The organism is Staphylococcus pseudintermedius, from assembly GCF_034042775.1.
Taxonomy (GTDB): Bacteria; Bacillota; Bacilli; order Staphylococcales; family Staphylococcaceae; genus Staphylococcus; species Staphylococcus pseudintermedius.
Window position 1 is genome coordinate 984,911 of record NZ_CP120150.1, and the last position, 23,177, is coordinate 1,008,087.

General features: G+C 35.5%; 22 protein-coding genes. 13 read left to right on the forward strand and 9 right to left on the reverse strand.

Going from position 1 to position 23,177, the window contains the following annotated elements; all coding sequences use genetic code 11:
* Positions 1-28 precede the first annotated feature (28 nt).
* A complete protein-coding gene (locus tag P3U61_RS04620) occupies positions 29-859 on the reverse strand; it encodes an RluA family pseudouridine synthase (protein ID WP_214562996.1) in 831 nt (276 codons plus the stop codon).
* Between the two features lie 153 nt (positions 860-1,012).
* Between P3U61_RS04620 and P3U61_RS04625 the strand changes: the two genes are divergently transcribed.
* Entirely contained in the window at positions 1,013-2,137 is a 1,125-nt protein-coding gene (locus P3U61_RS04625) for a GAF domain-containing sensor histidine kinase (protein WP_015729365.1), read from the forward strand.
* Positions 2,137-2,763, forward strand: a complete 627-nt coding sequence (locus P3U61_RS04630; protein WP_015729364.1) for a response regulator — start codon at positions 2,137-2,139, stop codon at positions 2,761-2,763. The genes P3U61_RS04625 and P3U61_RS04630 overlap by 1 nt, the downstream gene beginning before the upstream one ends.
* A gap of 68 nt (positions 2,764-2,831) precedes the next feature.
* Here the strand turns inward: P3U61_RS04630 and P3U61_RS04635 are convergent, their stop codons facing one another.
* Positions 2,832-3,713 (reverse strand): cation diffusion facilitator family transporter, encoded by an 882-nt coding sequence (locus tag P3U61_RS04635; RefSeq protein ID WP_015729363.1) that lies wholly within the window; start codon positions 3,711-3,713, stop codon positions 2,832-2,834.
* A gap of 195 nt (positions 3,714-3,908) precedes the next feature.
* Here P3U61_RS04635 and P3U61_RS04640 point away from each other — a divergent pair, with 195 nt between their 5' ends.
* From P3U61_RS04640 to yhaM, 7 genes are all read left to right on the forward strand, one after another.
* On the forward strand, positions 3,909-5,195 hold the full coding sequence (locus tag P3U61_RS04640) for a dicarboxylate/amino acid:cation symporter (protein WP_110179250.1): 1,287 nt from the start codon (positions 3,909-3,911) through the stop codon (positions 5,193-5,195).
* Positions 5,196-6,702: 1,507 nt separating this feature from the next.
* Positions 6,703-7,167, forward strand: a complete 465-nt coding sequence (gene xdrA, locus P3U61_RS04645) for an XRE family transcriptional regulator XdrA (protein ID WP_014613542.1) — start codon at positions 6,703-6,705, stop codon at positions 7,165-7,167.
* Between the two features lie 224 nt (positions 7,168-7,391).
* Positions 7,392-8,522 carry a DUF445 domain-containing protein gene (locus P3U61_RS04650; RefSeq protein ID WP_037542694.1) on the forward strand — a complete coding sequence of 377 codons (1,131 nt, stop codon included), beginning with the start codon at positions 7,392-7,394 and terminating at the stop codon, positions 8,520-8,522.
* Between the two features lie 88 nt (positions 8,523-8,610).
* The gene (locus P3U61_RS04655; RefSeq protein WP_014613544.1) at positions 8,611-8,955 is read left to right on the forward strand and encodes a YlbF/YmcA family competence regulator; all 345 of its coding nucleotides are present in this window, start codon (positions 8,611-8,613) and stop codon (positions 8,953-8,955) included.
* Between the two features lie 253 nt (positions 8,956-9,208).
* Positions 9,209-10,396 (forward strand): metallophosphoesterase family protein, encoded by a 1,188-nt coding sequence (locus tag P3U61_RS04660; protein WP_014613545.1) that lies wholly within the window; start codon positions 9,209-9,211, stop codon positions 10,394-10,396.
* A 3-nt stretch (positions 10,397-10,399) separates the two neighbouring features.
* Entirely contained in the window at positions 10,400-13,324 is a 2,925-nt protein-coding gene (locus P3U61_RS04665) for an AAA family ATPase (RefSeq protein WP_110179249.1), read from the forward strand.
* 18 nt (positions 13,325-13,342) lie between these two features.
* Positions 13,343-14,284: a 3'-5' exoribonuclease YhaM gene (gene yhaM, locus P3U61_RS04670; protein WP_014613547.1), complete on the forward strand. Its 942-nt coding sequence runs from the start codon at positions 13,343-13,345 to the stop codon at positions 14,282-14,284.
* 209 nt (positions 14,285-14,493) lie between these two features.
* On the opposite strand, the gene P3U61_RS04675 is transcribed toward yhaM, so the two are convergent.
* From P3U61_RS04675 to P3U61_RS04700, 6 genes are all read right to left on the reverse strand, one after another.
* The gene (locus P3U61_RS04675) at positions 14,494-15,450 is read right to left on the reverse strand and encodes a peptidylprolyl isomerase (protein WP_014613548.1); all 957 of its coding nucleotides are present in this window, start codon (positions 15,448-15,450) and stop codon (positions 14,494-14,496) included.
* Positions 15,451-15,633: 183 nt separating this feature from the next.
* The gene (locus P3U61_RS04680; protein WP_228064273.1) at positions 15,634-15,798 is read right to left on the reverse strand and encodes a hypothetical protein; all 165 of its coding nucleotides are present in this window, start codon (positions 15,796-15,798) and stop codon (positions 15,634-15,636) included.
* Positions 15,799-16,130: 332 nt separating this feature from the next.
* Positions 16,131-16,697 carry a DUF3267 domain-containing protein gene (locus P3U61_RS04685; RefSeq protein WP_015729361.1) on the reverse strand — a complete coding sequence of 189 codons (567 nt, stop codon included), beginning with the start codon at positions 16,695-16,697 and terminating at the stop codon, positions 16,131-16,133.
* Between the two features lie 48 nt (positions 16,698-16,745).
* Positions 16,746-17,276 (reverse strand): HTH-type transcriptional regulator Hpr, encoded by a 531-nt coding sequence (locus P3U61_RS04690; protein ID WP_014613551.1) that lies wholly within the window; start codon positions 17,274-17,276, stop codon positions 16,746-16,748.
* A 101-nt stretch (positions 17,277-17,377) separates the two neighbouring features.
* Positions 17,378-17,734, reverse strand: a complete 357-nt coding sequence (locus P3U61_RS04695) for a YtxH domain-containing protein (RefSeq protein WP_014613552.1) — start codon at positions 17,732-17,734, stop codon at positions 17,378-17,380.
* Between the two features lie 77 nt (positions 17,735-17,811).
* Positions 17,812-18,237: an HIT family protein gene (locus P3U61_RS04700; protein WP_063279146.1), complete on the reverse strand. Its 426-nt coding sequence runs from the start codon at positions 18,235-18,237 to the stop codon at positions 17,812-17,814.
* A gap of 135 nt (positions 18,238-18,372) precedes the next feature.
* Between P3U61_RS04700 and ecsA the strand changes: the two genes are divergently transcribed.
* Both ecsA and ecsB read left to right on the forward strand, forming a co-directional pair.
* Positions 18,373-19,110 (forward strand): ABC transporter ATP-binding protein EcsA, encoded by a 738-nt coding sequence (gene ecsA / locus P3U61_RS04705; RefSeq protein WP_014613554.1) that lies wholly within the window; start codon positions 18,373-18,375, stop codon positions 19,108-19,110.
* Complete coding sequence (gene ecsB / locus P3U61_RS04710) at positions 19,107-20,321, forward strand: ABC transporter permease EcsB (RefSeq protein WP_099986734.1); 1,215 nt, start codon at positions 19,107-19,109, stop codon at positions 20,319-20,321. The genes ecsA and ecsB overlap by 4 nt, the downstream gene beginning before the upstream one ends.
* 33 nt (positions 20,322-20,354) lie before the next feature.
* On the opposite strand, the gene P3U61_RS04715 is transcribed toward ecsB, so the two are convergent.
* Complete coding sequence (locus P3U61_RS04715) at positions 20,355-20,861, reverse strand: antibiotic biosynthesis monooxygenase (protein WP_015729357.1); 507 nt, start codon at positions 20,859-20,861, stop codon at positions 20,355-20,357.
* A 311-nt stretch (positions 20,862-21,172) separates the two neighbouring features.
* On the opposite strand from P3U61_RS04715, the gene hemE reads away from it, so the two are divergent.
* Both hemE and hemH read left to right on the forward strand, forming a co-directional pair.
* Positions 21,173-22,207, forward strand: coding sequence for a uroporphyrinogen decarboxylase (hemE, locus tag P3U61_RS04720; protein WP_014613558.1), 1,035 nt, complete (start codon positions 21,173-21,175; stop codon positions 22,205-22,207).
* A gap of 37 nt (positions 22,208-22,244) precedes the next feature.
* The gene (gene hemH / locus P3U61_RS04725; protein ID WP_014613559.1) at positions 22,245-23,177 is read left to right on the forward strand and encodes a ferrochelatase; all 933 of its coding nucleotides are present in this window, start codon (positions 22,245-22,247) and stop codon (positions 23,175-23,177) included.

Consider the following 23,177-nt stretch of genomic DNA (forward strand, 5'->3'; position numbering starts at 1 on the left):
CTAAGCCCTCAAATCTGCCTGTAATTAATTATTGTTTAATATCATCAATCGTCACAGAAATCGGTTGTTGCGTGATCGGATGCGTCATTTCAATTTGATAACTTTCAAGCTGTAATTGACGTAATTTCGAATCACTATATAATGGATCCCCCAGTACAGGATAACCAATTTCAGCGAGATGCACACGAATTTGGTGTGTACGACCAGTATCTAACTTTAACATCACTTCACAAACACCTTCTTCAATCATTTCAGAAGACAAAATATGTGTCACTGCACGTTGACCGGTAGGAGAGACACGACGTTTATTCGGATGGAATTTATCCTTGCCAATTGGTAAATCAATCGTTTGTGGCTTAATTGGCAATAAACTTTTCACTTGTGCTTTATAAATACGATGAATGTCATTATTTTCCAACATACGATCTAATATTTTTTTGATGATCGGATGCTTCGCCACAATAAGTAAGCCGACTGTCTCTTGGTCAAGACGATGAATAGGCTCAACATAAGGGTGGTTCAACGTATAAATGACATGGTTCATTAACGTATTACTTTCTTTTAAATCATTCGGATGTGTTTTCACGCCTTTCGGTTTGTAGACAATCGCTAAAAAGTCGTCTTCATAAGCGATTTGCGCATAACGATAGCTCGGTAAATATTGGCTTTTCGCGTCTTCATCAGGAATGTATATTTCGTCACCTGTATGGACGATAGTTTGTAAATTTGCAGCTTCATTATTCACTGTGATAGATTTTGACATATTCAATGTATGCAACTCTTTTTTGGGCAATTGTAATGTTTTAAATATGTCACGAATGGATTGTCCATTAAATGTATCGGCAACTTTAAATTTCATAAAATCCTCCTTAATTTCCTTTATCATAACACAAAACGAATCGTGATTGATGGTTTTATTCATTGAAACAACGTGTATAATAAAGTTAAATGTACATCCATGCACGAATAAAAATTGGATGATTGATGTGTAGCAAAGAGTGGAGTGACAATAATGGAAAAACCAACAAGATTGGCGTTATTAAAGGAAATTGCCGAATTCCTTAACGAAGAAACTGAATTACAATCCATGCTCGACGGTGCGTTAGACTCTTTAATTAAGGGAAGCGATTTTACAACAGGGTGGATATTTTTCATTGATGAAGAAGGCCACCATACATTAGAGTCACAGCACTCATTACCTTCAGCTTTAACCAATCGCCAATGCCATTATATGAAAGAAGGGACATGTTGGTGTGTCCAAGCATACCATAACCATAAATTGACCAAAGCCTCTAATATCATTAACTGTTCGCGCATTAATTTAGCCAGTAGAGAATTTGTGACAGAAACTGAAGATATTACCCATCATGCGACAGTACCTTTACGCTCTGGTAATGAACAATTTGGACTGTTAAATGTCGCGACGCCGTTTACGACGCATTACTCGGATGAAGACCTCGAATTGTTAGAATCTGTTGCATTTCAAATCGGTTCTGCGATAAAACGGATTGACTTGAACAATCAAGAGAAAGAAGCGGCACGAATTAATGAACGTAACCGCTTAGCTCGAGATTTACACGATTCGGTTAATCAAATGTTGTTTTCTTTAAAATTAACGGCACATGCGGCAGGTCAAATGACGCAAGAGGAAACGTCAAAACGTGCATTTATGCAGATAGAGCAAACGAGTCAAAACGCTGTGAATGAAATGCGTGCGTTAATTTGGCAGTTAAAACCGGTAGGCCTCGAAAAAGGGCTTGTTCATGCATTAAAAAATTACGCAAGTCTTATAGGTCTAGATATTGATGTGACGGTCAAAGGACTCATTGACTTAGAAAATAAAATTGAGACCCATCTGTACCGTGTCATGCAAGAAGCAATGAATAATACGAAAAAGCATGCGCAAACGAACCATATGGATATTGTGTTGAACCAAACAGACGACTATCTGATTGTTGAATTGAAGGATAACGGTATAGGATTTGACGTGACTCAAGTTGATTCGGCCGAAAAACACGGATTGTCGAATATGCGACAACGGATTAAATTTTTAAAAGGAACAATAAAAATGGCAAGTGATCAAGGAACAAAAATTACAATACAACTACCACTTCAACAGCCCAGGGAGGGACAATAATGCCTAAAATTGCACTTGTGGATGATCATTTTATAGTAAGGCAAGGCTTAGAATTTTTACTTTCGACACAACCACAGATAGAAGTTGTAGGAAGCTTTGGGGAAGGTCAAGCACTATTAGATGCTTTAGCAACCGATCAAATCGAACCAGAACTTATCCTTGTTGATTTGGTTATGCCTGAAATGAATGGGATTACATTAATTCAAAAATTGAAAGAACAACATGCAGGTATTAAAATATTAGTGCTTACAAGTTATGTAGATGAAGAGCATGTCATGTCAGCGATGCAAGCAGGTGCAGACGGTTATGAAATGAAGGATGTCGATCCGGAAGCATTAATGACCTCTATTGAAACGGTTTTACAAGGAGATAAAGTGATTCATAAGGATGCGCAACAGGTGATGGATACAGTCATAACGAAGCCGCATATGCTCAATAAATTGTCCAAACGGGAAACAGAAGTGCTGAAAGAAATGGCGAAAGGGAAGACGAATAAAGAAATTGCTGAAACATTGTTCGTATCGGAAAAGACGATTAAAACGCATGTGAGTCACATTTTCTCTAAATTGGAAGTGACCGATCGTACACAAGCCGCGATTTATGCCATGGAGAATCATTTGATTTAATTTGAAAGCATTAAATTATAAACAGGAGTATGGATAATCATCGTCCAATCTCCTGTTTTTTTGCATACTTATTCAACATTAGTGATTAAATAAGGTTCAATATGTACAATCGTTTCAACTTCACCTAGCCGTGCCTGTAATTTTGATTCAATATGATCAGATATCTCATGACTTTCGATGACATTTAATTTGGGGTTGACAGCTATAGTGACGTCGATAAATGAAATAACACCGTGACTTCTCGCTTTAATATCACGAATCTCTTTAATACCAGGAACAGATGAAATAATTTGTTGTATTTGTGTAAGCTCTTCCTCGTCATACCCATCAGTAAGTGTAACGGCCGTCTCTTTAAAAATATCAATACTTGCTTTCATAATGAGCAAACCAATCACAATGGCTGCAATAGTATCGAGCATCGGCACGCCCATATAAACGCCTAAAACGCCGATCACTGTACCAATCGACACAAGCGCATCCGAAAGGTTATCATAACTCGCTGCTCTTAAAGCACTGCTATTCACTTTTTTAGAAAGGTTACGATTGAAAATAAATACAGCAAACATAACAATACTTGAAATCATACCGACAATAATAGCAGATTGGTTTGGCTGAACGAATTCGCCTTGGTAAAAATGCTTCACGCCTGTAATAATCACTTGAATACTGACCGCAAACATAATGAATGAAGCAATGAGTGATGCGATAAATTCAGAACGATAATGCCCATAAGGATGATTGTTATCCACAGGTTTCATAGAGATTTGAAGTGCAATGAGTATGGCAATCGAACTAATGACATCTGTTGCATTGTTAATTCCGTCTGCCACTAGACCTTGACTGCTCGCCAACCATCCGTATGCAATTTTTAATAATGTTAAAAATGTATAAGTAATGATGCTTAGTGTTGCGCCTTTTTTAGCTTGAGAAATTTTATATTCTAATTGCAACGAAAACACCTCTTAAATGAATTGATAAGGTTTTGAGACTGTGATTATCTAACCTTTTTATAATAAAATACGTTTAGCTATACTATTATCCTACGAAAACGAATATAAATCTAGTTATAACTATAAAAATAAAGATTGCAAAATTGTTAATTTTCAGACTATAATGTTGTTATAACATTAAAGGGGATAGTCAGTATGAAATTTAAAGGGTTAACAGTGAAAATTATTATAGCATTAATCTTAGGGATTGCGTTAGGTTCGATTTTCAATTTCTATGTCGAATCTAAATTTGTTGGATTTATCGATCAATATGTTTTTAATGTCATTGGTCAAATCTTCTTAAATCTAATCTTTATGCTCGTAGTACCGGTTGTATTCGTGTCGATTGTACTCGGTGTAATTGGTGTTGGTGATCCAAAATTATTAGGCGGCATTGGCTTAAAAACACTCGTCTTTTTCTTATCGACAACAGCGATTGCGATAACGTTAGCGATGTGTTTAGCATTAATCGTTAAACCAGGTGCTGGCCATTCAGACTTATTAAAATCAGAAGAAGTTACCACATATCAAAAGAAATTAGATGATCAAAAGGCAACTGGGGCTTCTCCAATCAACCAGACATTTGATCAAACTTTAATTAATTTCTTTCCAAAAAACGCGATTCAATCAATGACAACAGGAAATATGCTTCAGATTATTACATTTGCGATTTTCGTCGGTATCGGTATTATGATGGTAGGCGAACGAGGAAGGATTGTACATCAATTTTTCGAACAGTTTAATGAAGTCCTGATGTATATTATATCAATGGTAATGAATGTATTTGCGCCAATCGGTACATTTGGACTTGTCGCACATGCATTTACAGGCGCAGGCTTTGGTGCAATCAGACAACTTGGTTTATACTTTATTGTTGTATTAGCCGCACTCTTTATTCATTTCTTTGTCGTCTATGGCGGTGCAGTGAAGTTTTTAGCGGGTCGTAGCCCAATTGAATTTTTCAAAGGTTTCTTCCCAGCGATTACAGTTGGTTTCGGGGGCTCAAGTTCTAACGCTGCACTTCCGGTTTCAATGGAATGTACGAAAAAAATGGGTGTCAAACCAGAAATTGCATCTTTCGTTCAACCTTTAGGGGCAACAATTAATATGGATGGTACTGCAATCATGCAAGGTGTCGCTACAATTTTCATTGCGCAATTATCTGGTGCGGATTTAACAGTTCTACAGCTCATTACCGTTGTCGCTGTAGCTGTTATTGCTTCTGTCGGAACAGCAGGCGTCCCTGGTGTAGGACTGATCATGTTGGCGATGGTATTAACTGCAGTCGATTTAAATCCAGCCGCTATTGGTATTATCTTAGGAATCGACCGTTTGTTAGATATGACACGTACAGCAGTAAACATTACTGGTGATGCCGCATGTGCATTGATTCTATCCGAACGTGAAGGACGAAAATTAAAAGGGAATATGCACGTAAAATAAAGTTAATAGTTGGCATTAGAATGTACTTTAGTAAAATTAAAAATGAATAAAAAGAGAGGACCCTATATACGACAAATAGTATGTAGGGTTCTTAATCCATTAAATTAAAAAGTGGCCTTGTCTATATTCTTTGATAAACAAACATAGCGATAATAGTTGGTTTTGGTGGCTCAAGTTCAAACGAAGTGCTCCCTGTTTCAATGGAAATTACGAAAAAATAGGTGTTAAACCAGAAATTACATCTTTCGTTCAACCTTTAGCCGCAACGATAAAGAGGTTTTACAATAAATAAGATTGCATAGTTTATTTTAACGAGGAAAATATTTTTGATATTGTAACAATGATTAGAAGTAAACGTGGTCAAACAATCCTATTAAAGAATACATCTGATTTTGATATTTACTTTGAAGAGAAGTTGTTGAGAACTCACATGGTTAAAAACTAGCTGAAAAAGAGAAAAATTTAATTGTAACTATTTTTTAGTACATGAGGCTAGGAGGAATTAAATTGAAAAAAATATATAGAAAACATCAATTTAAACATTATAAACTTAACCTGTATTTTGTATGCTTTAAAATTTAAAATACAGCAATATAATTTTGGTTTTTGCATTTGTGACTCTTGTTAGAATAAAGTAATCTGATTGATAAAGTTTTCAAATGCTTGCTTTTCTACAATTAGCTTATTGATAATCCAGAATCTAAGTTAACGTATATCCAAAGCTCATCAGTTTCATAATCAACGACTGCTACATGGAACGAATACTATAAGTTTTTTAGAAAATCAACGCCGAAGTCAAAAACAACTAATCTTGTTCCAGCTTTTTTATTTTCAAATTCAAGTATAGCGTCCAAATAATAAATCTTACTGTCTTCATCATTTTCTATTCTTTTAAGTTTTAAGGTTAATGGAGTATTACTTTATTCATAAGAAGAATCTTGTAGTTTTATATTTTTTGAAATCAAGTTAATGTCCCTTTCTCAACACTTTTTCTTAATTATCATAAGAGTGTTTGTCGTATGCGCACTAAATTTTCAATAACAAGGATGATGATTTGTGTTATAATATAATTCTTGAACTCATATTTACGGTACAAGACTGTTTAGTTAATCATGTTCATCTATCGTACAGGGATATACATATGAGTCATTGAAATCTAATAAAAATACATAAAACTATTTTAATATAGATTTGATTGTCTTATTAAAATAACATTGGTTATTGTAAATTGCGTTTAAGAAAAGAATTCAATGTGAGATAAAGTATTCTTGATTTTCAAAGCTTTATGGCGCATGGAAAGTCATTGATTTACAGTTTAAGCATTCTAATAAAATAAGTTGAATTTTTGTGACAATTGCGCATTTTCCAGGTTAGAGATTGTTTTTAAAAATGCCACTTTTCATTTGTCGCATTTTGTATTAATATGTAATTTGTGTTTCAAGAATTGTGTAGAATTGCAATGCTTGTGTGCGGATAAATTTTTATTTAAGAAAGGTAGTCATAATAAATGGATAGACAAAGTTTTACTGAATTAATTCAAAGCAAGTTCAAGATGGTACGTATTGAGGCAGGTTATACACAAGATACGATGGCTCAAACAATCGGCCTATCTAAAAAAACATTAGTACAAATTGAAAAAGAGCGTGTGTTACCAAATTGGACAACATGTGTATCTATTTGTGCATTATTTAGAGATTCTGAAGTATTGAACGGTACTTTCGGTTGCGATCCTTTAGAAATCGTTCAAACTATTTCAAGAAATCAAGCAGCTTACCCGAGATATTCAACAGTAAGTGATATTTATTGGGATACGCTTGCAAGCAAAAATGGTTACATCTTGCAATCAAACAAAGTCAGCGAACTTTACCGTATTCTAGATGCGGATAAACAACCGATTTTTGCATCACCAAAATTGAGAGAAGCAGAAACTTACTTCCAACGCAACGTGAAAGAAGAGCTTATTCGTGCATAATTTAAAATAAATGATAGAATGTGGGAGCATCAACAAACGAAATGTTGCGTGCTCCTTTTTTATAGGGAAATTGATGTTTAACACAGTAGTTTTTCGGTCATAAGGTTACATATGTATTTGACTGAGAATACAACATTACGTTTGTTTGTTAAACATGAGCAAGAATGAATGGATCGCTCTATTCATGTTTGATTCCAGTTGAAATTTAGAGGAGAGATGTAAATATGCAAGCGATTTTAGTCGTATTGTTTATGATCGTGATTGGCGCTGTGATTGGTGGTGTCACGAATATGATTGCTGTCAAAATGCTATTCCATCCATTTAAATCTTATTACATTTTTGGTAAGCGTGTACCTTTCACTCCGGGACTGATTCCGAAAAGAAGAGGAGAAATTGCTGAAAAAATCGGACAAGTTGTGGAAGACCATTTATTAACTGAGTCTTTAATGAGAGAAAAGTTAGAAACGCCGGATATGAGAGCGACTGTGCATCGTGCCGTTTCACAACAGGTGGCAGCATTAGAGGAAAATCATATGACGATGCAATCTTTGGTGGAGCGATTTGATATTGATGTCGTGAAGGATGGCGAAAGCTTTGTTGAACGTTATACGAAACAAAAGTTAAACGAGAAATATCAATTGCATCAAACAGATAAAATTGCAGAACTGATACCTGCCAAAGTGATGGCTGAGATAGATCATAAAGTGAGCACATTAGATACTTTGTTACTCGAAAGAGCACGTATTTATTTAGAATCTGACAAAGGTTATGACGATATTCTAGAAATGTTAGAGACGTTCTTTGTTGAAAAAGGAAAAATTGTGTCAATGCTTCAAATGTTTATGACTAAAGAAGCGATAGCAGAAAGGATTCAGAGAGAATTAATTCGTTTGACGACACATTCTAAGGCGCGAGGTATTCTGTCAGCACAAATTCACGCAGAATATGAAAAATTAAAGCATGCTACGTTACAAGATTGGATTAAACCAGAACAAATGGCTGATATTGAAGCACAAGTGAGTGCATTGGTATTAAAACAAATAGATCTAAAACAACGTGCGCATATGCCGCTTAAATCGCTTGTACCCCACTTATTTGAAATGTTACATGATAGAGGTATCGATCGCATTACAGACTTGATTCTCGATACATTAGCGCAACGTTTATCAACCATTTTGAAACAAGTGAATATTCGCGGCTTAATTGAAGAGCAAATCAATCGTTTTGACCTCGATTATATTGAACGTTTAATTTTTGAAATTGCGAATAAGGAATTAAAATTAATTATGTTGCTCGGCTTTATTTTGGGAGGAATTATCGGATTTTTCCAAGGATTAATAGCAATCTTTGTATAACACTATAAAATGTGGTATCGTAAGCTAGGAACGAGGTTGAAAGAGACAGAATTCAATCTTAAAATACACAACTCAAGGAGAGATTAAAATGGCTGTAAATTTATATGATTACGCAAACAAATTAGAGCAAGCTTTACGTGAAAGTGACGAGTACAATGCAATTAAAGATGCATACGCTAAAGTAGAGGCTGATGAAAATTCTAAAAAATTATTTGATGCGTTCCGTGAAACACAAATGAACTTCCAACAAAAACAAATGCAAGGTGAAGAAATTAGCGAAGAAGATTTACAAAAAGCGCAAGAACAAGCGCAACAAATTGAAAAAGACAGCAATATTTCTGAGTTAATGAATGCTGAGCAAAAAATGAGTCAAGTATTCCAAGAAATCAACCAAATTATCGTTAAACCTTTAGACGAAATTTACGCAGACTAATAAAGATAAACGATTGAACTAACGAGTTTGAGATGCGATGTCTCAAACTCGTTTTTTTAGTTAATAGCTCTTGTAATGGCTTACTCATGCTTTTTATCTCACTGATCGTCAAGTCAATTTTACGGTAAAAAAAATTAACCATTTCAATAATACTTAAATGAGACGCACTTTAATTAACGAAAATATGATAAAATAAATGAATACGAAACATGCATACATAGATGAAATTTGATGATAAAAGGAGAATGCTTGAATGGTTAAGTTTTTGCATTGTGCAGATTTGCATCTCGATAGTCCATTTGCATCCAAGCGCTATTTAAATCCGACAATTTTGAAGGATGTTGAAAATAGTGCTTACAAAAGTTTTGAAAACATTATTGACCTTGCATTGAGAGAAGAGGTCGATTTTGTCATAATTAGTGGAGATTTATTTGACCAACACAATCGTACTTTAAAGGCGGAAGTGTTTTTAAAATCTCAATTTGAACGTTTGCAGAAAGAACAAATTTTTGTCTACATTGTACATGGGAATCATGATCCTTTATCGGATGAAATTAAAACGAAATGGCCTGAGAATGTGACTGTATTTTCAAATCAGGTCGAAACATATCAAGCGATTACGAAAACGGGAGAAACAGTGCATCTTCATGGCTTCAGCTATGAAAAACGTGAAAGTTACGAAAATAAAATAGATGCTTATCCGACGAATGAAAATCGTAATGTTGTACATATTGGCGTATTGCACGGGACTTATAGTAAATCTGAAGCTTCGGATCGTTACACAGAGTTTCGATTGGAAGATTTAAACGCGAAATTATACCATTATTGGGCTTTGGGTCACATTCATTTGAGACAACAACTGAGTGATATGCCTGAAATTCATTATCCTGGCAATATTCAAGGCCGTCATTTTAAAGAACAAGGTGAAAAAGGTTGTTTAATTGTTGAAGGTGATCACGTTGCGTTAAAGACACGCTTTGTGCCGACACAATTCATCCGTTTTGAATCAGCAACGTTAGAGACGGAAGATATTAGCCAACAAGCGTTATTCGAACTGATTCAAGACTTTAAAGCACGTGTCAGACATCAAGGTCGTGCATTTTATCGATTACAGTTGAATATACGCGGCGATGAAATGATTTCACCACAAGTTTTAGAACAATTGAAAGTATTGTCCACAGAATATGAAGAAAATGAACGCCACTTTGTCTTAATTGATGAATGGGACATCCGTTATATTGATATTCGTCAAAAATCTATTATTCAAGAGTTTCCTGCAGAATTACTTGAGCAAGATGATGTGTATGAGCGTGCAGTGAAAGATTTGTATATGAATCCGAAAGCCTCAAAATATTTGGAGAGCTATCAACAACATGATCGTAAAGCGTTGGTTGCACGTGCAGAAGCCATCATTGAAGCTGAGTTAAAGGGGGGCAATTAACCGATGAAAATTAAATCAGTTGAAATTTATGGTTATGGTCAATTTGTCCAACGAAAAGTGGAATTTGATCAATATTTTACTGAGATTTTTGGACAAAATGAAGCAGGTAAATCGACACTTCAAGCGTTTATACATTCGATTTTATTTGGCTTCCCGACGAAAAAGGAAAACGAACCACGTCTTGAACCACGTATGGGCAATCATTACGGTGGTCGTGTGACATTGATTTTAGATGACGGTATGGAAGTGGATGTCGAACGTGTCAAAGGGAGTGCCCAAGGGGATGTCAAAGTTTACATGCCCAATGGATCGATTAAAGATGAAGCGTGGTTAAAAGCACAGTTAAATTACATCAATAAAAAGACGTATCAAGCGATTTTTTCTTTCAACGTGCTTGGCCTTCAAGACATTCATAAGCATATGAGTGAAGTACAATTACAAAACTTTTTAATGCAAGCAGGTGCGCTCGGTTCTACAGAATTTATCGGTATGCGTGAACTGATCAATCAAAAGAAGCAAGAACTTTATAAAAAGTCAGGTCAAAATCCTGAAATCAACCGTAAAATTGAAGAAGTTCGCAACTTGGAATATCAAATCCGTGAAGAATCAGCCAAAATGGAATCGTATCAACGTTTGACGGAAGAACATGAAAAAGCGTCACGACGTCTTGACACATTAAAGCAAAACCTGAGCCAATTAACAGCACTGTTTGAAGAAAAGCAAAAAGAAGTGGCTTTAATCGATCAAGTTCAAGAATGGAAAGGGTTAGAAGCGGATTTAAATATTGAACCGTTAGAGTTTCCAGAAAAAGGGATTGATCGTTATGAATTGGCGAAAGTTCAAGTGGATCATCTCGAACGTGACATTGGTTTACGTGTTGAAAAGCAACAACAATTGCAAAATGAGAATTCACAGTTGTATGTGCCTGAAAAATCACTTTATCAAAACTTTGAATCTATCGCGAAACAAGAAGACCGAGTGAAACAGCAAGACATGGAATTGAAACAGAATGAGCGAGAATTCAATCAACATGAGATGGAAATTAAAAGTTTGAAGTCTCATATCGGCTGGAAAGAGGTACATGATGATGTCGATTCGAGCGAAGCACAAAAAAGCTTTGCGAGTGAGACGTTAAAGCAAAAGCAAGAGCATCTACAAACGATTCAACAATTGAAAAAGACGCAAGATGACTATCAAATTGAAACGGTGTCTTTTGAGGAAGAATTGGAACATTTAAGTAGTCAGTTGGTTGATGATGAAAACTTCGAAAAGAAAAAAGTCTATGATCAACGATTGTTAGAATTAAAAGAAAAGCGCAATCTGTTTGATAAGATGAAGACTTCTTTTGAACAAGAAGCAGAACAAAAGGCACAGCAACAACGTCGTGTTAGAGGGGCATCATTCTTCCTTGCGATCATCTCTATTGCGTTTGCCATCTGGATGTTCGTCACAGAAGCGATGGTGGCAGGTATTGTGTTAACTGTCATGGCCATTGTGTTTATCATTGGGATGACATTATTCCGTTCTAAACCAGTCGGATATGATACGCAATTTTCTGAAGAACTTGCCCAACTCGAACAAGAAGTCGAACAGTTAGAAGCGGAATATGATTTAGACTTTGATTTATCGACACAATATCAGTTGCGTGATCAAATTGCGCAACGTCAACAACAATTGGCAATTTTAAAAACAAAAACGCAACATGCAAAGACACAATATGAAGATACACAGATGGCATGGGCAGATGCGACGAGCAAGTTACAACAATTGAAAGCATCACTTCACTTGTCTGAAAACTTGTCAGATGAACTGCTCGTCGATGCGATACAGACAATTCAAATGATCAAAGACCATCAACAATATATTGAAAAGTTGCATGAAGCCTACTTAAAATTAAGTGAATCATTAGAATCATTTTATACTGAAGTGTATGACAAAATTGGTTCAGTATTTCAAGAGATTGATAGAAACACTCTGTTCCATGATGTGCGAGAATGGTTAAAAACAACGAGTCGAGATATGACGCGTCATGAACATAATACGGAACAATTAAACTTGTTAGAAAATGAGCTGAAACATTTGAAGCATCGTTTAAATGAAAATCATCAAGAAATTCAAACATTATTCGGTGCGATTGGCGCGTTAGATGAGGAAAGTTATTACAAACATCACGAACGCTATCAACGCTACCATGAACGTTTAGCACGTTTTAATGACCTAACACACTTCCTGGATAACCAGAACTACGGCTATGAAAAGAGTTCTAAATTAAGTGAGAAAACAACAGCTCAACTTGATGAAGAATATCAAAAGTTGTCTGAACAAATTGATACTTACAATGAGCGCTTTTTGGAATCACAAAGCGAAGTGAGCGACTTATTAGCGCAAATGAACCATATGGAAACGGATGATACTTTGAGACATTTACGCCATCAATATCAACTTTTAAGAAATCAATTGAATGAAAGTGCTGAAGATTGGGCGGCGTTAAGCTATCTCGAAGCATTAGTAGATGAACATATTAAACAAATTAAAGATAAACGATTGCCGCAAGTTGTAAATATTGCAACAGATATTTATAATGATTTAACGAGTGGTCAATATGTACAAGTAACTTATGCGAATGAGCAAGTGATGGTGCGTCACCAAGATGGCCAAATGTACCATCCCATTGAATTAAGCCAGTCGACAAAAGAGTTGCTTTACATTGCACTCCGCTTAAGCCTGATTCATACATTAAAGCCGTACTATTCGTTACCGATTATTATCGATGACGCTTTTGTACACTTTGATGCTGAACGCAGAGCGCAAATGATGAAATATTTAAGGGGCATGTCTGAAGAGTATCAAATTCTTTACTTTACATGTTCGCGTGATACCAATATTCCAGCAAAACAGCTTGTCACGCTAAATAAGATAGATAAATAGAATGGGAAGGCGTTAAAAATGAGAAATATTGAAAAGCTACAACCTGGAGACACGGTGGATCACTTTTTTCTCATCCATCGTGCGACTCAAGGCGTAACTGCGCAAGGTAAAGATTATATGACGCTTCACTTACAAGATAAAAGTGGAGAAGTAGAAGCGAAAGTTTGGACCATTACAAAAGAAGGTATGAACCAATTGAAGCCTGAACGTATTGTGCACATTAAAGGCGATATGATCAATTACCGTGGTCGCAAACAAATGAAAGTGAATCAATTTCGAGTTGCGACTGAAGAAGACGGGTTACGTACACAAGATTTTATCGATGGGGCACCGATGTCTCCTGAAGAAATCAAGGATGCGATGCAAGATTACATTTTCGAAATTGACAATGCACCGCTACAACGTGTAACGCGTTATTTATTGAATAAACATGAAGAGAGTTATTTCGTGTATCCAGCCGCAAGTACACATCACCACAACTTTGTCAGTGGTTTAAGTTATCACGTATTGACAATGTTAGAAATTGCTCGTCAATTATGTATCATTTATCCAGAATTGAACAAAAGTTTATTGTACAGCGGTATTATTTTACATGACATGGGTAAGGTGAGAGAACTGTCTGGTCCGATTGCGACATCATACACATTGGAAGGGAATTTACTCGGTCATATTTCAATCGCGAGTGATGAAGTGGCAGATGCAGCGCGTGAGTTGAATGTAGATGGGGAAGAGATTTTGTTACTCCGTCATCTCATTTTGTCACATCATGGTAAATTGGAATATGGCTCACCGAAATTACCTTATGTGAAAGAAGCGGAAATTTTAAACTTTATTGATAACATTGATGCACGTATGAATATGTTTGAAAAAGCGTTTAAGAAGATTGATAAAGGTCAATTTACAGAGCGCATTTTCGGTTTAGAAGGACGTCAATTTTATAAGCCTGAAAAGTTGGATTAATCAATGAATGTTTTGAAACATTTATGTATGGTGTTTCAATAACATTGCACTCGATTCTCGTTTGATTCGTTGTTTTTCCAAAGTAAAATCATGTGATAAAGCGATTTTCGGGTGAAAGTAACGCAAGTAAGTGTAAAGGGCATCAAAAAGGTGCGGGAACTGAAAGAGTTGTCCCGCACCTTTCCTTTTTTGACATTTGTTTCTCGCAATTACATGCCTAGTTGACCGTCTTGTGATGATTGTTTTTTCAACGCATCTGGATTTAAAATATTATCCTCGATGGCTTTCTTCACATCACGATCTTTATAATCAACGTTATATTCGTCAAGTAAATCTTTATAAGCATCTGTTAAGATTTTAGGGTCTTCTTGTAATTTGTTTTGAATAATTTTTTCTTTTAGTTTAGATTTCTCTTTATCAAAATCATCTTCTTTATCTGCACGAATGATATGGTAACCATATTCCGTTTTAACGACATCTGAGATTTGGCCTTCTTTCAATTTGAACAGTGCTTCTTCAAACGGTTTAACCATTTGTCCTTTAATGACATAACCTAAGCTACCATTTTTATCTTTTGTTGAATCCATTGACTCTTCTTTTGCGATTTTGTCGAAGTCTTTAGGATTTTTATCGAGTTTCTCTTTAATTTCATCAATTTTCTTCTTAGCATCTTTGTCAGATAAGCCTTCTTTATCGTCTTTATCTTGTTTCACTTTAATTAAAATATGAGAGGCTTTTTTCGTACTTTCTTTAATCTCTTTATCTGAAACTTTAACTTTTTCATTTAATAACTCTTTTTGGTAACTCACCAATTTACGTTGTTCTTTATAGTCGTCAATGGTCATGCCTTGTTGTTTCAATAAACTTTCAAATTGTTTTTTACCACCATATTTTTCAATTTCTTCGTCAGTTTCTTTATCGATTTGTTTTTGATCGACCTTATCGCCATATTTTTTCTCTAAAATTTTATTCAATAATACTTTAAATGATTGGCTAGCGATTTGTTCATTGCCAATTTCTTTTAAAACGTCTTCAACTTTTACGTCTCCTGCTTTAGAAGAAATTAAAGTTTGATCTTTTGAAGTTGGGGCATCATTTCCACATGCTCCGAGTAATACTGCACTTGCTGTTATAGGAATAAATAATCTTTGTATGCCTTTCTTCATCTTTTGAGCTCCTTTATATGTAATTAACACACATAAATATTACCATAATGTCTTGCAGTAACCAACGAAGAAGGGTATAAATACGACTAAAAGCTGAGCATGTGTCCACATTTATAACATTTTTAATGAATAATTATGTTATTACATGCTAATGATAGTGTAGGATCCACACCTTTTCTCAAATTATGAGGATTGTGCATGTGTTGATTTGCGTTGTTCTGTCAATAATAATGATACTGAAAAGCTTGCAAGTAGTAAAAATGCTGCAAGATAGAAACTGATTGCCTTGGAACCAGTCACATCTGTTAAATATCCCGTGATATAAGATGCGAGAATGGAGGTAGTCAAACCGATAAAGTTGTAAGCACTAAATGATGTCCCTAATGCATTCTTAAGTGCATTATCTACTTACGACTGCTATTAACCCCGGGTTAGTATTCATCTTTCTAACAATACCATAACCTATTAAGGCAATGCAGAGAATCGCTAAATTGTAAAAAATACTGTAGATGAAGTAAAAAGAAATGTAAGAGGTAACATGATGATCAATATCGGTTTATGCGTCATTTTTTAATCTTTTTAGCCAAATTTTGATATGACAGTATACAGCAAATTAGGGGGGGACATATTCATTGACGCAACATAAAAAAAGACTGATACATTTCAAAAGTGAAAATGTATCAGCTCATATTAATATGCTTTGAATGTTCATTGTGTACTAACAATAGGAAACCGTTTTGATGTTCTTCGACGTAATGCCCTTGACGAACTGAAAGGATTACTTTTAAGTAGAGTATGTCCATTACAGAATAACCAGCATTCAAAGCTAATAAAAACATAAAGTAATGACCATACTCAGGGTTTGCGCGTGCTACAAGGATACAAATGATGGTAATCACAATCAGTGGCATGATGAGACATATACAAAAATAAGACTTGCGTATGGGACGGTCAAGATAAATATTGTATAGTGGTAGCCAAGATTGACGTATTAACTTGTGAGCTTTTAAATATTTCAAGTAAGGTAGTACCGTCAGAATATGAATAAGTTTGTGAACGGGATATAAAAATAACATTAAGACAATAAACAATAGAAAGTTTTGATCTGTGAATGGTACATCAGAATAATAATGAAACATTTCAAAACTAACAAAAAATGTGATAACAACCGTTACAAAACTTATAAAAGCAATACGAGGTAAACCAAATCTTGAATGTACATCAATTGAACGCAAACAGTTTAACATTTACAAGCTCCTTTGCTATCAGTAATATAACGTATTATCTACCTCAAATTACTGTTCGTCAAGCAAATTTTCTCGAATATGACTTTGACATAAATTCACGTCATTAATAAAGTCTTTACCGTGCAATTTAGCAACGAGATAATGGACATCACTAAAGCTCGGAAGGTGGAACATTTCAGTTTGGAAATCTTTTGAAGCATTGTAGATTTTATTTTGTGTTTCATCATATTGTTCGAAAATTTCATCTACTAAAGCTTTACCTTTATCCGTTAAAGTAATGTACGTGTTCCTCTTATCATTGTGATCTTTTTCCATGTTAAGCAATGCTTGTTGTTCTAGGCGTTTGGCAAAATTGTATGCAGTTGAAACGTGCATCACACCGTATTTAGAAATATCTGAAATAGTTGCGCGACCAAAAGCGTAAAGTGTTAATAAAATCAGATGTTCATTCATGGCGATACCCGATTTTTTTAACCAACGCTGCCAATCACTTTCGGCATTTTTCCATAGAACTTTAGATAACATGGCAATTTTATGTGTGTAAAGCATTCCCTCAATTTGTGCTTGTCTGTCATTCATAATGCTAGACTCCTTTCTTAGACTATAAAAAAGCATGATACCGTATTGTACCATGCTTTAACGTCATTATATCGAATAATGGTCCTTCAAACACTAAAAAATTATTTTTTGGTTGGAAAATTTGTCATTTCTTCGCCACGATTTTGTAGATTTTCAATATGTGATTGAAGTTGTTTAATATTTGGATTGATGTCAGCTTTAAACTCACCAATCATTGTTTTCACTTCATCACCAATTGAGCCAGCAAAACTTTGGCTTTCATTTTTAATTTGAGCGATATAACGTTTAATATCATGGATACTATTTTTCATCGTATCGACTTCAAGTTCAAGTTCTGTCTTAGGTCGTGCCGCTTTTGGATTGGCGATACGTGTTTGACCATCTCTCGCAACTAAAGCCACACCTAAACCTGTTGCCACACCAGCAACAACGCCTAATGTCATTCGAACGATTTTCATAATTTTCCTCCTCGGACAATTTTCTTTTATATATACCCATTTGTTTATAAAATATGCGGTTTCAGTATAATTTAATCTTATTCGATGTTTGAAGCAATTTGAGCAGCAATCTCTGCCTTTTGAGCATCATCAATTCGAGATTCATTTGTTTCCCAATGATAACCGAAACCATCAATGTCATTTTTATAACGCGGAATTAAATGAAAATGAATATGGAAAACAGATTGTGATGCATATTCACCATTGTTTTGAATGATGTTCAAGCCGTCTGGGTTAAATGTCTTCTTAATTGCATTCGCCACAACCGGCAATGCTTCTCCGATATGTTTCATCGTTTCAGCATCTGTTTCATAAATGTTTGGTGACGGCGTTTTAGGAATGAGTAATGTATGGCCTTTAGAAACTTGAGAAATATCTAAAAATGCATAGACATAATCATTTTCGTAAACTTTAAAACTTGGAATGTCGCCGTCAATAATCTTTGAGAATATCGTTTCAGTCATATAGATTCCCTCATTTCTTCATTTAGTTTTATTATAGCACGTGTGACTGTTCATGTAACGATATTATCAAATGTCTATTAAATAGCAATAGCAACCGTATTTTTGATACAATAACAATTATGGAGGTGCAGATCAATGACTGTACAAATTAAAAATTTAACAGGCGGCTATGGTAAAAAGCCTATCATTAAAAATATAAATTTTGAACTCACAGATGGAGAAATTGTTGGTTTAATCGGCTTAAATGGTGCGGGTAAAAGTACAACAATTAAACATATTTTAGGATTGTTGACGCCGACTGAAGGTGACATGTCGATTTCAGGCATTAATATTAAAGAGGATATACATGCCTATCGACAACATTTATCCTATATTCCAGAAGCACCTGTCATTTATGATGCACTGACGTTAAAAGAACACATTGAAATGACAGCGATGGCGTATAGTATTGACTATGATACAGCGATGGCGCGCGCATTACCTTTATTGAAGACATTTCGTTTAGAAGACCAATTACATATTTTTCCGAGTCACTTTTCAAAAGGGATGAAGCAAAAAGTAATGATTATTTGCGCGTTTATTGTAGAACCGGATTTTTACATTATAGACGAGCCATTTTTAGGTCTTGATCCGATTGGCATACAGTCGATGCTTGATTTGATGGCGTCTAAAAAAGAAGAAGGCCGCACAGTGTTGATGAGTACACATATTTTAGCGACTGCTGAGCGCTATTGTGATCGTTTTATTATATTAGATCAAGGTGAAATCGTCGCGATGGGGAATTTGGAAGCGTTACGTCACCAAACAGCAATGCCACATGCGACGTTGGATGAAATTTACATTCATGTGACTAAAGGAGCACAATCCTCATGAAAACGGCGAGACAACTTTTTCGAGAGCGTTTAAATGCTGAGCGAAAGGAAAAAAATTACTACAACAAATTTATTTTCAACGGCCATTTTTCAGTGTTTCTCGTCATATTATTAGGTGCATTTATATTGGGTTATAGTCAATGGTTAAAAAATGTACCTGAAGGCATCAATTACGCGCTGTGGGTATCCATGGTGTTGTCTATTACATCCATCTTCCCATTAAAAACTTTGTTGGAAGATGCTGACCGTTTATTTTTACTACCATTCGAACGTCAAATGAAAGCGTATATGTGTGATAGTATTATATTTAGCTATTTATCAAGATTGCCACTACAAATTTTAATGCTGATCGTGTTTTATCCACTCATACACACAGTTTATCCTGAACGTATGGCCGCATTCATTGTGACGAGTGTGTTAGCCATCATTTTACCGTTAGTAGGTTTATGCTTAAAGTGGGAATGGTACCGCTACAGACTTGAAAATTGGTCTATTCAACTCGTGCTTTTCATTTTCAATCTTGGTGGCTACTATGTCATGTTGGAAACTTCTCACTTATCAGCTATCATTGCTGTCGTGGGTATCATCGCTTTATGTGTATTGCTGAACAGATTGAATGTGAATCAGCTGTTTCCATGGGAGTCCATGATTAAACACGCGCATCAACATCGCATTAACTATTACAAATTTGTGAACATGTTTACTGATGTTAAAGGAATGCAAGAACAAGCAGTTCGTCGTCGTTATCTTGATTTCTTGTTAAAAACACCAAAACCATTTGACTCGACACAACTCTATCCATTTTTATTTAAGCGTAACTTTTTACGTGGTAAAGACGCATTAAACATGACATTGCGTTTAGTGGTGATTTGTGCATTCATCATGATTTGGTTAAATCATCCATGGGTGAATGCGGTCATTGGAAGTTTGGCGATGTATATTATCGTGTTACAAATGTCCCAATTTTATACTCAAGAGGCGTATAGTTTATGGCCGCAAGTTTGGCCAGTGTCAGAATTGTATGTGATAGAAGGCTATCGAAAGTTTTTACAACAAACCGTACTGATCATAGGAATCTTATTCAGTATCGTTTATGTGTTACTCCATGTGGCACAGTTTTATTTCATCATCTTCTTTTTTATCGTCGGTTATTTCACTATCCGCAGTACAATCAAGAAATTGAAATATCAAGAAAGTTTATTGAAAGATTAAGAAACAGGCTGGGGCGACTTCCAGCCTGTTTTTTCATTCCTCTTCTGAAATTGGATAAAAGAATTGTTCTAAGTATGAAGCGTGTGCACTTGATGATCCTGCAAGTGGTCGCACAGCTTCTTTAGAAAAATGTTCACGGAATGCAGAAGATTTTTTGTAATCTTCATAGGCTTTACGTGATGAAAATCCTAAAAATACTTTATAAATATTGCTTTGTAAAGGTTTTAATAATCGGTAAGTATTGAAACCATCATATTCGTCTAAATGAGGAAGGTAACTCTCTAGTTTCTTTTCCAACTGATATTTATGATCTTCAGTCGTCGGTATTGATATTAATGCATGAAAATCATCACTTGAAATTGAACCAAAGCGAGTTAAGACGCGAAATTTTTTAGGTTGTTGAAAAATAGTCTCGTCGTCTGTCTCCTCAATCATGACAGATTGGTCGTTTCCAGAAAAAATAAATAAGTCATGGTTTTCGTTGTTGAGTTGGATTTGATTTAAATATCCGTAAGTACCATATGTGATATAAAATTTCATGGTGTTCTCCTCCTTGTTTTCATTCATTATAAGTTTTTCTCGCTTAAATCACCACTAAAATATACTTAATTCTCACTTAAATTAAGTGACTATTTTTGTACGATTAATTCATGTCGCACGATTGATAAAATACCCGCTAAATATGCATCGATTAAGATATGAAAACTATTTCAAAATAAAAAAGTTTCATGGTTGAAATCACTTAGTTAAATGTACATTTTAAATTTTTATGACATTTGAGCCAGATACTGATGTTAGAGGGGCTTGATATGATATATTAATGAAGAATGACGTTGTTTAAGGAGGAACATATGGGTACGACAAAAAACGATACAATTTTGCGTGCGATTAAAGGAGAAGTAGTCTCTCATACCCCTGTATGGTTTATGAGGCAGGCAGGACGTTCACAACCAGAATATCGCAAATTAAAAGAAAAATACTCACTATTCGACATTACACATCAACCAGAATTATGTGCTTATGTCACTGCATTACCGGTTGAACAATACGACACAGATGCAGCAGTATTATATAAAGATATTATGACACCATTAAAATCAATCGGTGTAGATGTTGATATTAAATCTGGCATTGGACCCGTCATTGCTAATCCGATTCGACAAATGTCTGATGTGGAAGCATTAGGTCAAATCGATCCAGAGCGCGATGTCCCTTATGTTTTAGACACAATCAAATTATTGACTGAAGAAAAATTAAATGTCCCATTGATTGGCTTTACAGGTGCACCATTTACTTTAGCCAGTTACATGATTGAAGGTGGCCCATCTAAAAACTATAATCAGACGAAAGCACTGATGTATAGTGATGAAGCGACATGGTTTAAATTAATGGACGTGTTGACAGACATGTCGATTCGATACGTTGGTGCTCAAGTGAAAGCAGGTGCACAGCTCATTCAAGTGTTTGATTCATGGGTAGGGGCTTTGAATCAACCGGACTATGATTACTATATTAAGCCATGTATGGAAAAATTGATCACAGGGATTAAAGCATACAACGTCCCTGTCATAATGTTTGGTGTGGGGGCAAGCCATTTAATAGAGTCATGGAATGCTTTACCTATCGATGTCTTAGGGCTAGATTGGCGTACATCGATTAATGAAGCACGTGCCAAAGGGGTTTCAAAAGCATTACAAGGCAATTTAGACCCAAGCATTTTATTGGCACCGTGGGAAGTGATTGAAGCACGCTTGAAACCGATTTTAGATCAAGGGGTGGCTCACGGACGACACATTTTCAATTTAGGTCACGGGGTCTTTCCTGAAGTGAAACCGGAAACGTTAAAACACGTGGCTCAATTTGTACATGACTATACAAAACGTTAAGTTGCAAGAATCGAGTATATAAAGGACGGATTAAAAGATGAAAAAACAAATAGGATTATTAGTGATGGCATACGGGACACCTTACCAAAAGAGTGACATCGAACCATATTATACCGATATTAGACACGGTAGAAAGCCATCCGAAGAAGAGTTGAATGATCTCATTTCACGCTATGAGGCGATTGGGGGGCTTTCGCCGTTAGCAGGAACGACTGAACGTCAAGCTGATGCAATTCAGAAGGCGCTAAATGAGACTTATGAAGATGTTGAATTCAAGTTGTATATCGGATTAAAACATATTCACCCATTTATTGAAGATGCTGTGACACAAATGAATGAAGATGGTATTAAAGAAGCAGTAACAGTCGTTTTAGCACCGCATTTTTCTAATTTCTCAATAGCTTCATATAATCGTCGTGCTAAAGACAAAGCCGACACGTTTGGCATTCAGTTGCATCATGTTCAACATTATTATCAACAGCAACAATTTATCGATTACTGGACGATGCGTGTGAATGAAACTTTAGAAAATATTCCACAAGAAGAACACGCAAAAACTGTCCTCGTCGTATCAGCACACAGCTTGCCTGAAAAAATGATTAAAGAAAGTAATGATCCATATCCATTTGAATTAGAAGACACAGCGCGTTTAATTCAAGAACAGTCAGCAATTGAACATGTTGCAGTGGGTTGGCAATCAGAGGGCAACACAGGTACACCGTGGTTAGGGCCTGATGTTCAAGATTTAACACGTGACTTATTCGAACAAGAAGGGTATCAACATTTCATTTATACACCAGTTGGTTTTGTTGCAGAACATTTAGAAGTGTTATACGACAATGATTACGAATGTAAAGTGGTTTGTGATGCAGTCGGCGCAACATATCATCGCCCACCTATGCCTGACACACATCCATTGTTTATCGGTGCAATTGTGAGCGAAATTACAAAAATTTTCCCGAAAGCGTGA

What these genes read in the sequence shown, in the direction of transcription:
- P3U61_RS04620 (WP_214562996.1), bottom strand. Translation starts at nt 859, where the DNA reads ATGAAATTTAAAGTTGCCGATACATTTAATGGACAATCCATTCGTGAC.
- P3U61_RS04625 (WP_015729365.1), top strand. Translation starts at nt 1,013, where the DNA reads ATGGAAAAACCAACAAGATTGGCGTTATTAAAGGAAATTGCCGAATTC.
- P3U61_RS04630 (WP_015729364.1), top strand. Translation starts at nt 2,137, where the DNA reads ATGCCTAAAATTGCACTTGTGGATGATCATTTTATAGTAAGGCAAGGC.
- P3U61_RS04640 (WP_110179250.1), top strand. Translation starts at nt 3,909, where the DNA reads ATGAAATTTAAAGGGTTAACAGTGAAAATTATTATAGCATTAATCTTA.
- xdrA (WP_014613542.1), top strand. Translation starts at nt 6,703, where the DNA reads ATGGATAGACAAAGTTTTACTGAATTAATTCAAAGCAAGTTCAAGATG.
- P3U61_RS04650 (WP_037542694.1), top strand. Translation starts at nt 7,392, where the DNA reads ATGCAAGCGATTTTAGTCGTATTGTTTATGATCGTGATTGGCGCTGTG.
- P3U61_RS04655 (WP_014613544.1), top strand. Translation starts at nt 8,611, where the DNA reads ATGGCTGTAAATTTATATGATTACGCAAACAAATTAGAGCAAGCTTTA.
- P3U61_RS04660 (WP_014613545.1), top strand. Translation starts at nt 9,209, where the DNA reads ATGGTTAAGTTTTTGCATTGTGCAGATTTGCATCTCGATAGTCCATTT.
- P3U61_RS04665 (WP_110179249.1), top strand. Translation starts at nt 10,400, where the DNA reads ATGAAAATTAAATCAGTTGAAATTTATGGTTATGGTCAATTTGTCCAA.
- yhaM (WP_014613547.1), top strand. Translation starts at nt 13,343, where the DNA reads ATGAGAAATATTGAAAAGCTACAACCTGGAGACACGGTGGATCACTTT.
- P3U61_RS04675 (WP_014613548.1), bottom strand. Translation starts at nt 15,450, where the DNA reads ATGAAGAAAGGCATACAAAGATTATTTATTCCTATAACAGCAAGTGCA.
- P3U61_RS04685 (WP_015729361.1), bottom strand. Translation starts at nt 16,697, where the DNA reads ATGTTAAACTGTTTGCGTTCAATTGATGTACATTCAAGATTTGGTTTA.
- P3U61_RS04690 (WP_014613551.1), bottom strand. Translation starts at nt 17,276, where the DNA reads ATGAATGACAGACAAGCACAAATTGAGGGAATGCTTTACACACATAAA.
- P3U61_RS04695 (WP_014613552.1), bottom strand. Translation starts at nt 17,734, where the DNA reads ATGAAAATCGTTCGAATGACATTAGGCGTTGTTGCTGGTGTGGCAACA.
- P3U61_RS04700 (WP_063279146.1), bottom strand. Translation starts at nt 18,237, where the DNA reads ATGACTGAAACGATATTCTCAAAGATTATTGACGGCGACATTCCAAGT.
- ecsA (WP_014613554.1), top strand. Translation starts at nt 18,373, where the DNA reads ATGACTGTACAAATTAAAAATTTAACAGGCGGCTATGGTAAAAAGCCT.
- ecsB (WP_099986734.1), top strand. Translation starts at nt 19,107, where the DNA reads ATGAAAACGGCGAGACAACTTTTTCGAGAGCGTTTAAATGCTGAGCGA.
- P3U61_RS04715 (WP_015729357.1), bottom strand. Translation starts at nt 20,861, where the DNA reads ATGAAATTTTATATCACATATGGTACTTACGGATATTTAAATCAAATC.
- hemE (WP_014613558.1), top strand. Translation starts at nt 21,173, where the DNA reads ATGGGTACGACAAAAAACGATACAATTTTGCGTGCGATTAAAGGAGAA.
- hemH (WP_014613559.1), top strand. Translation starts at nt 22,245, where the DNA reads ATGAAAAAACAAATAGGATTATTAGTGATGGCATACGGGACACCTTAC.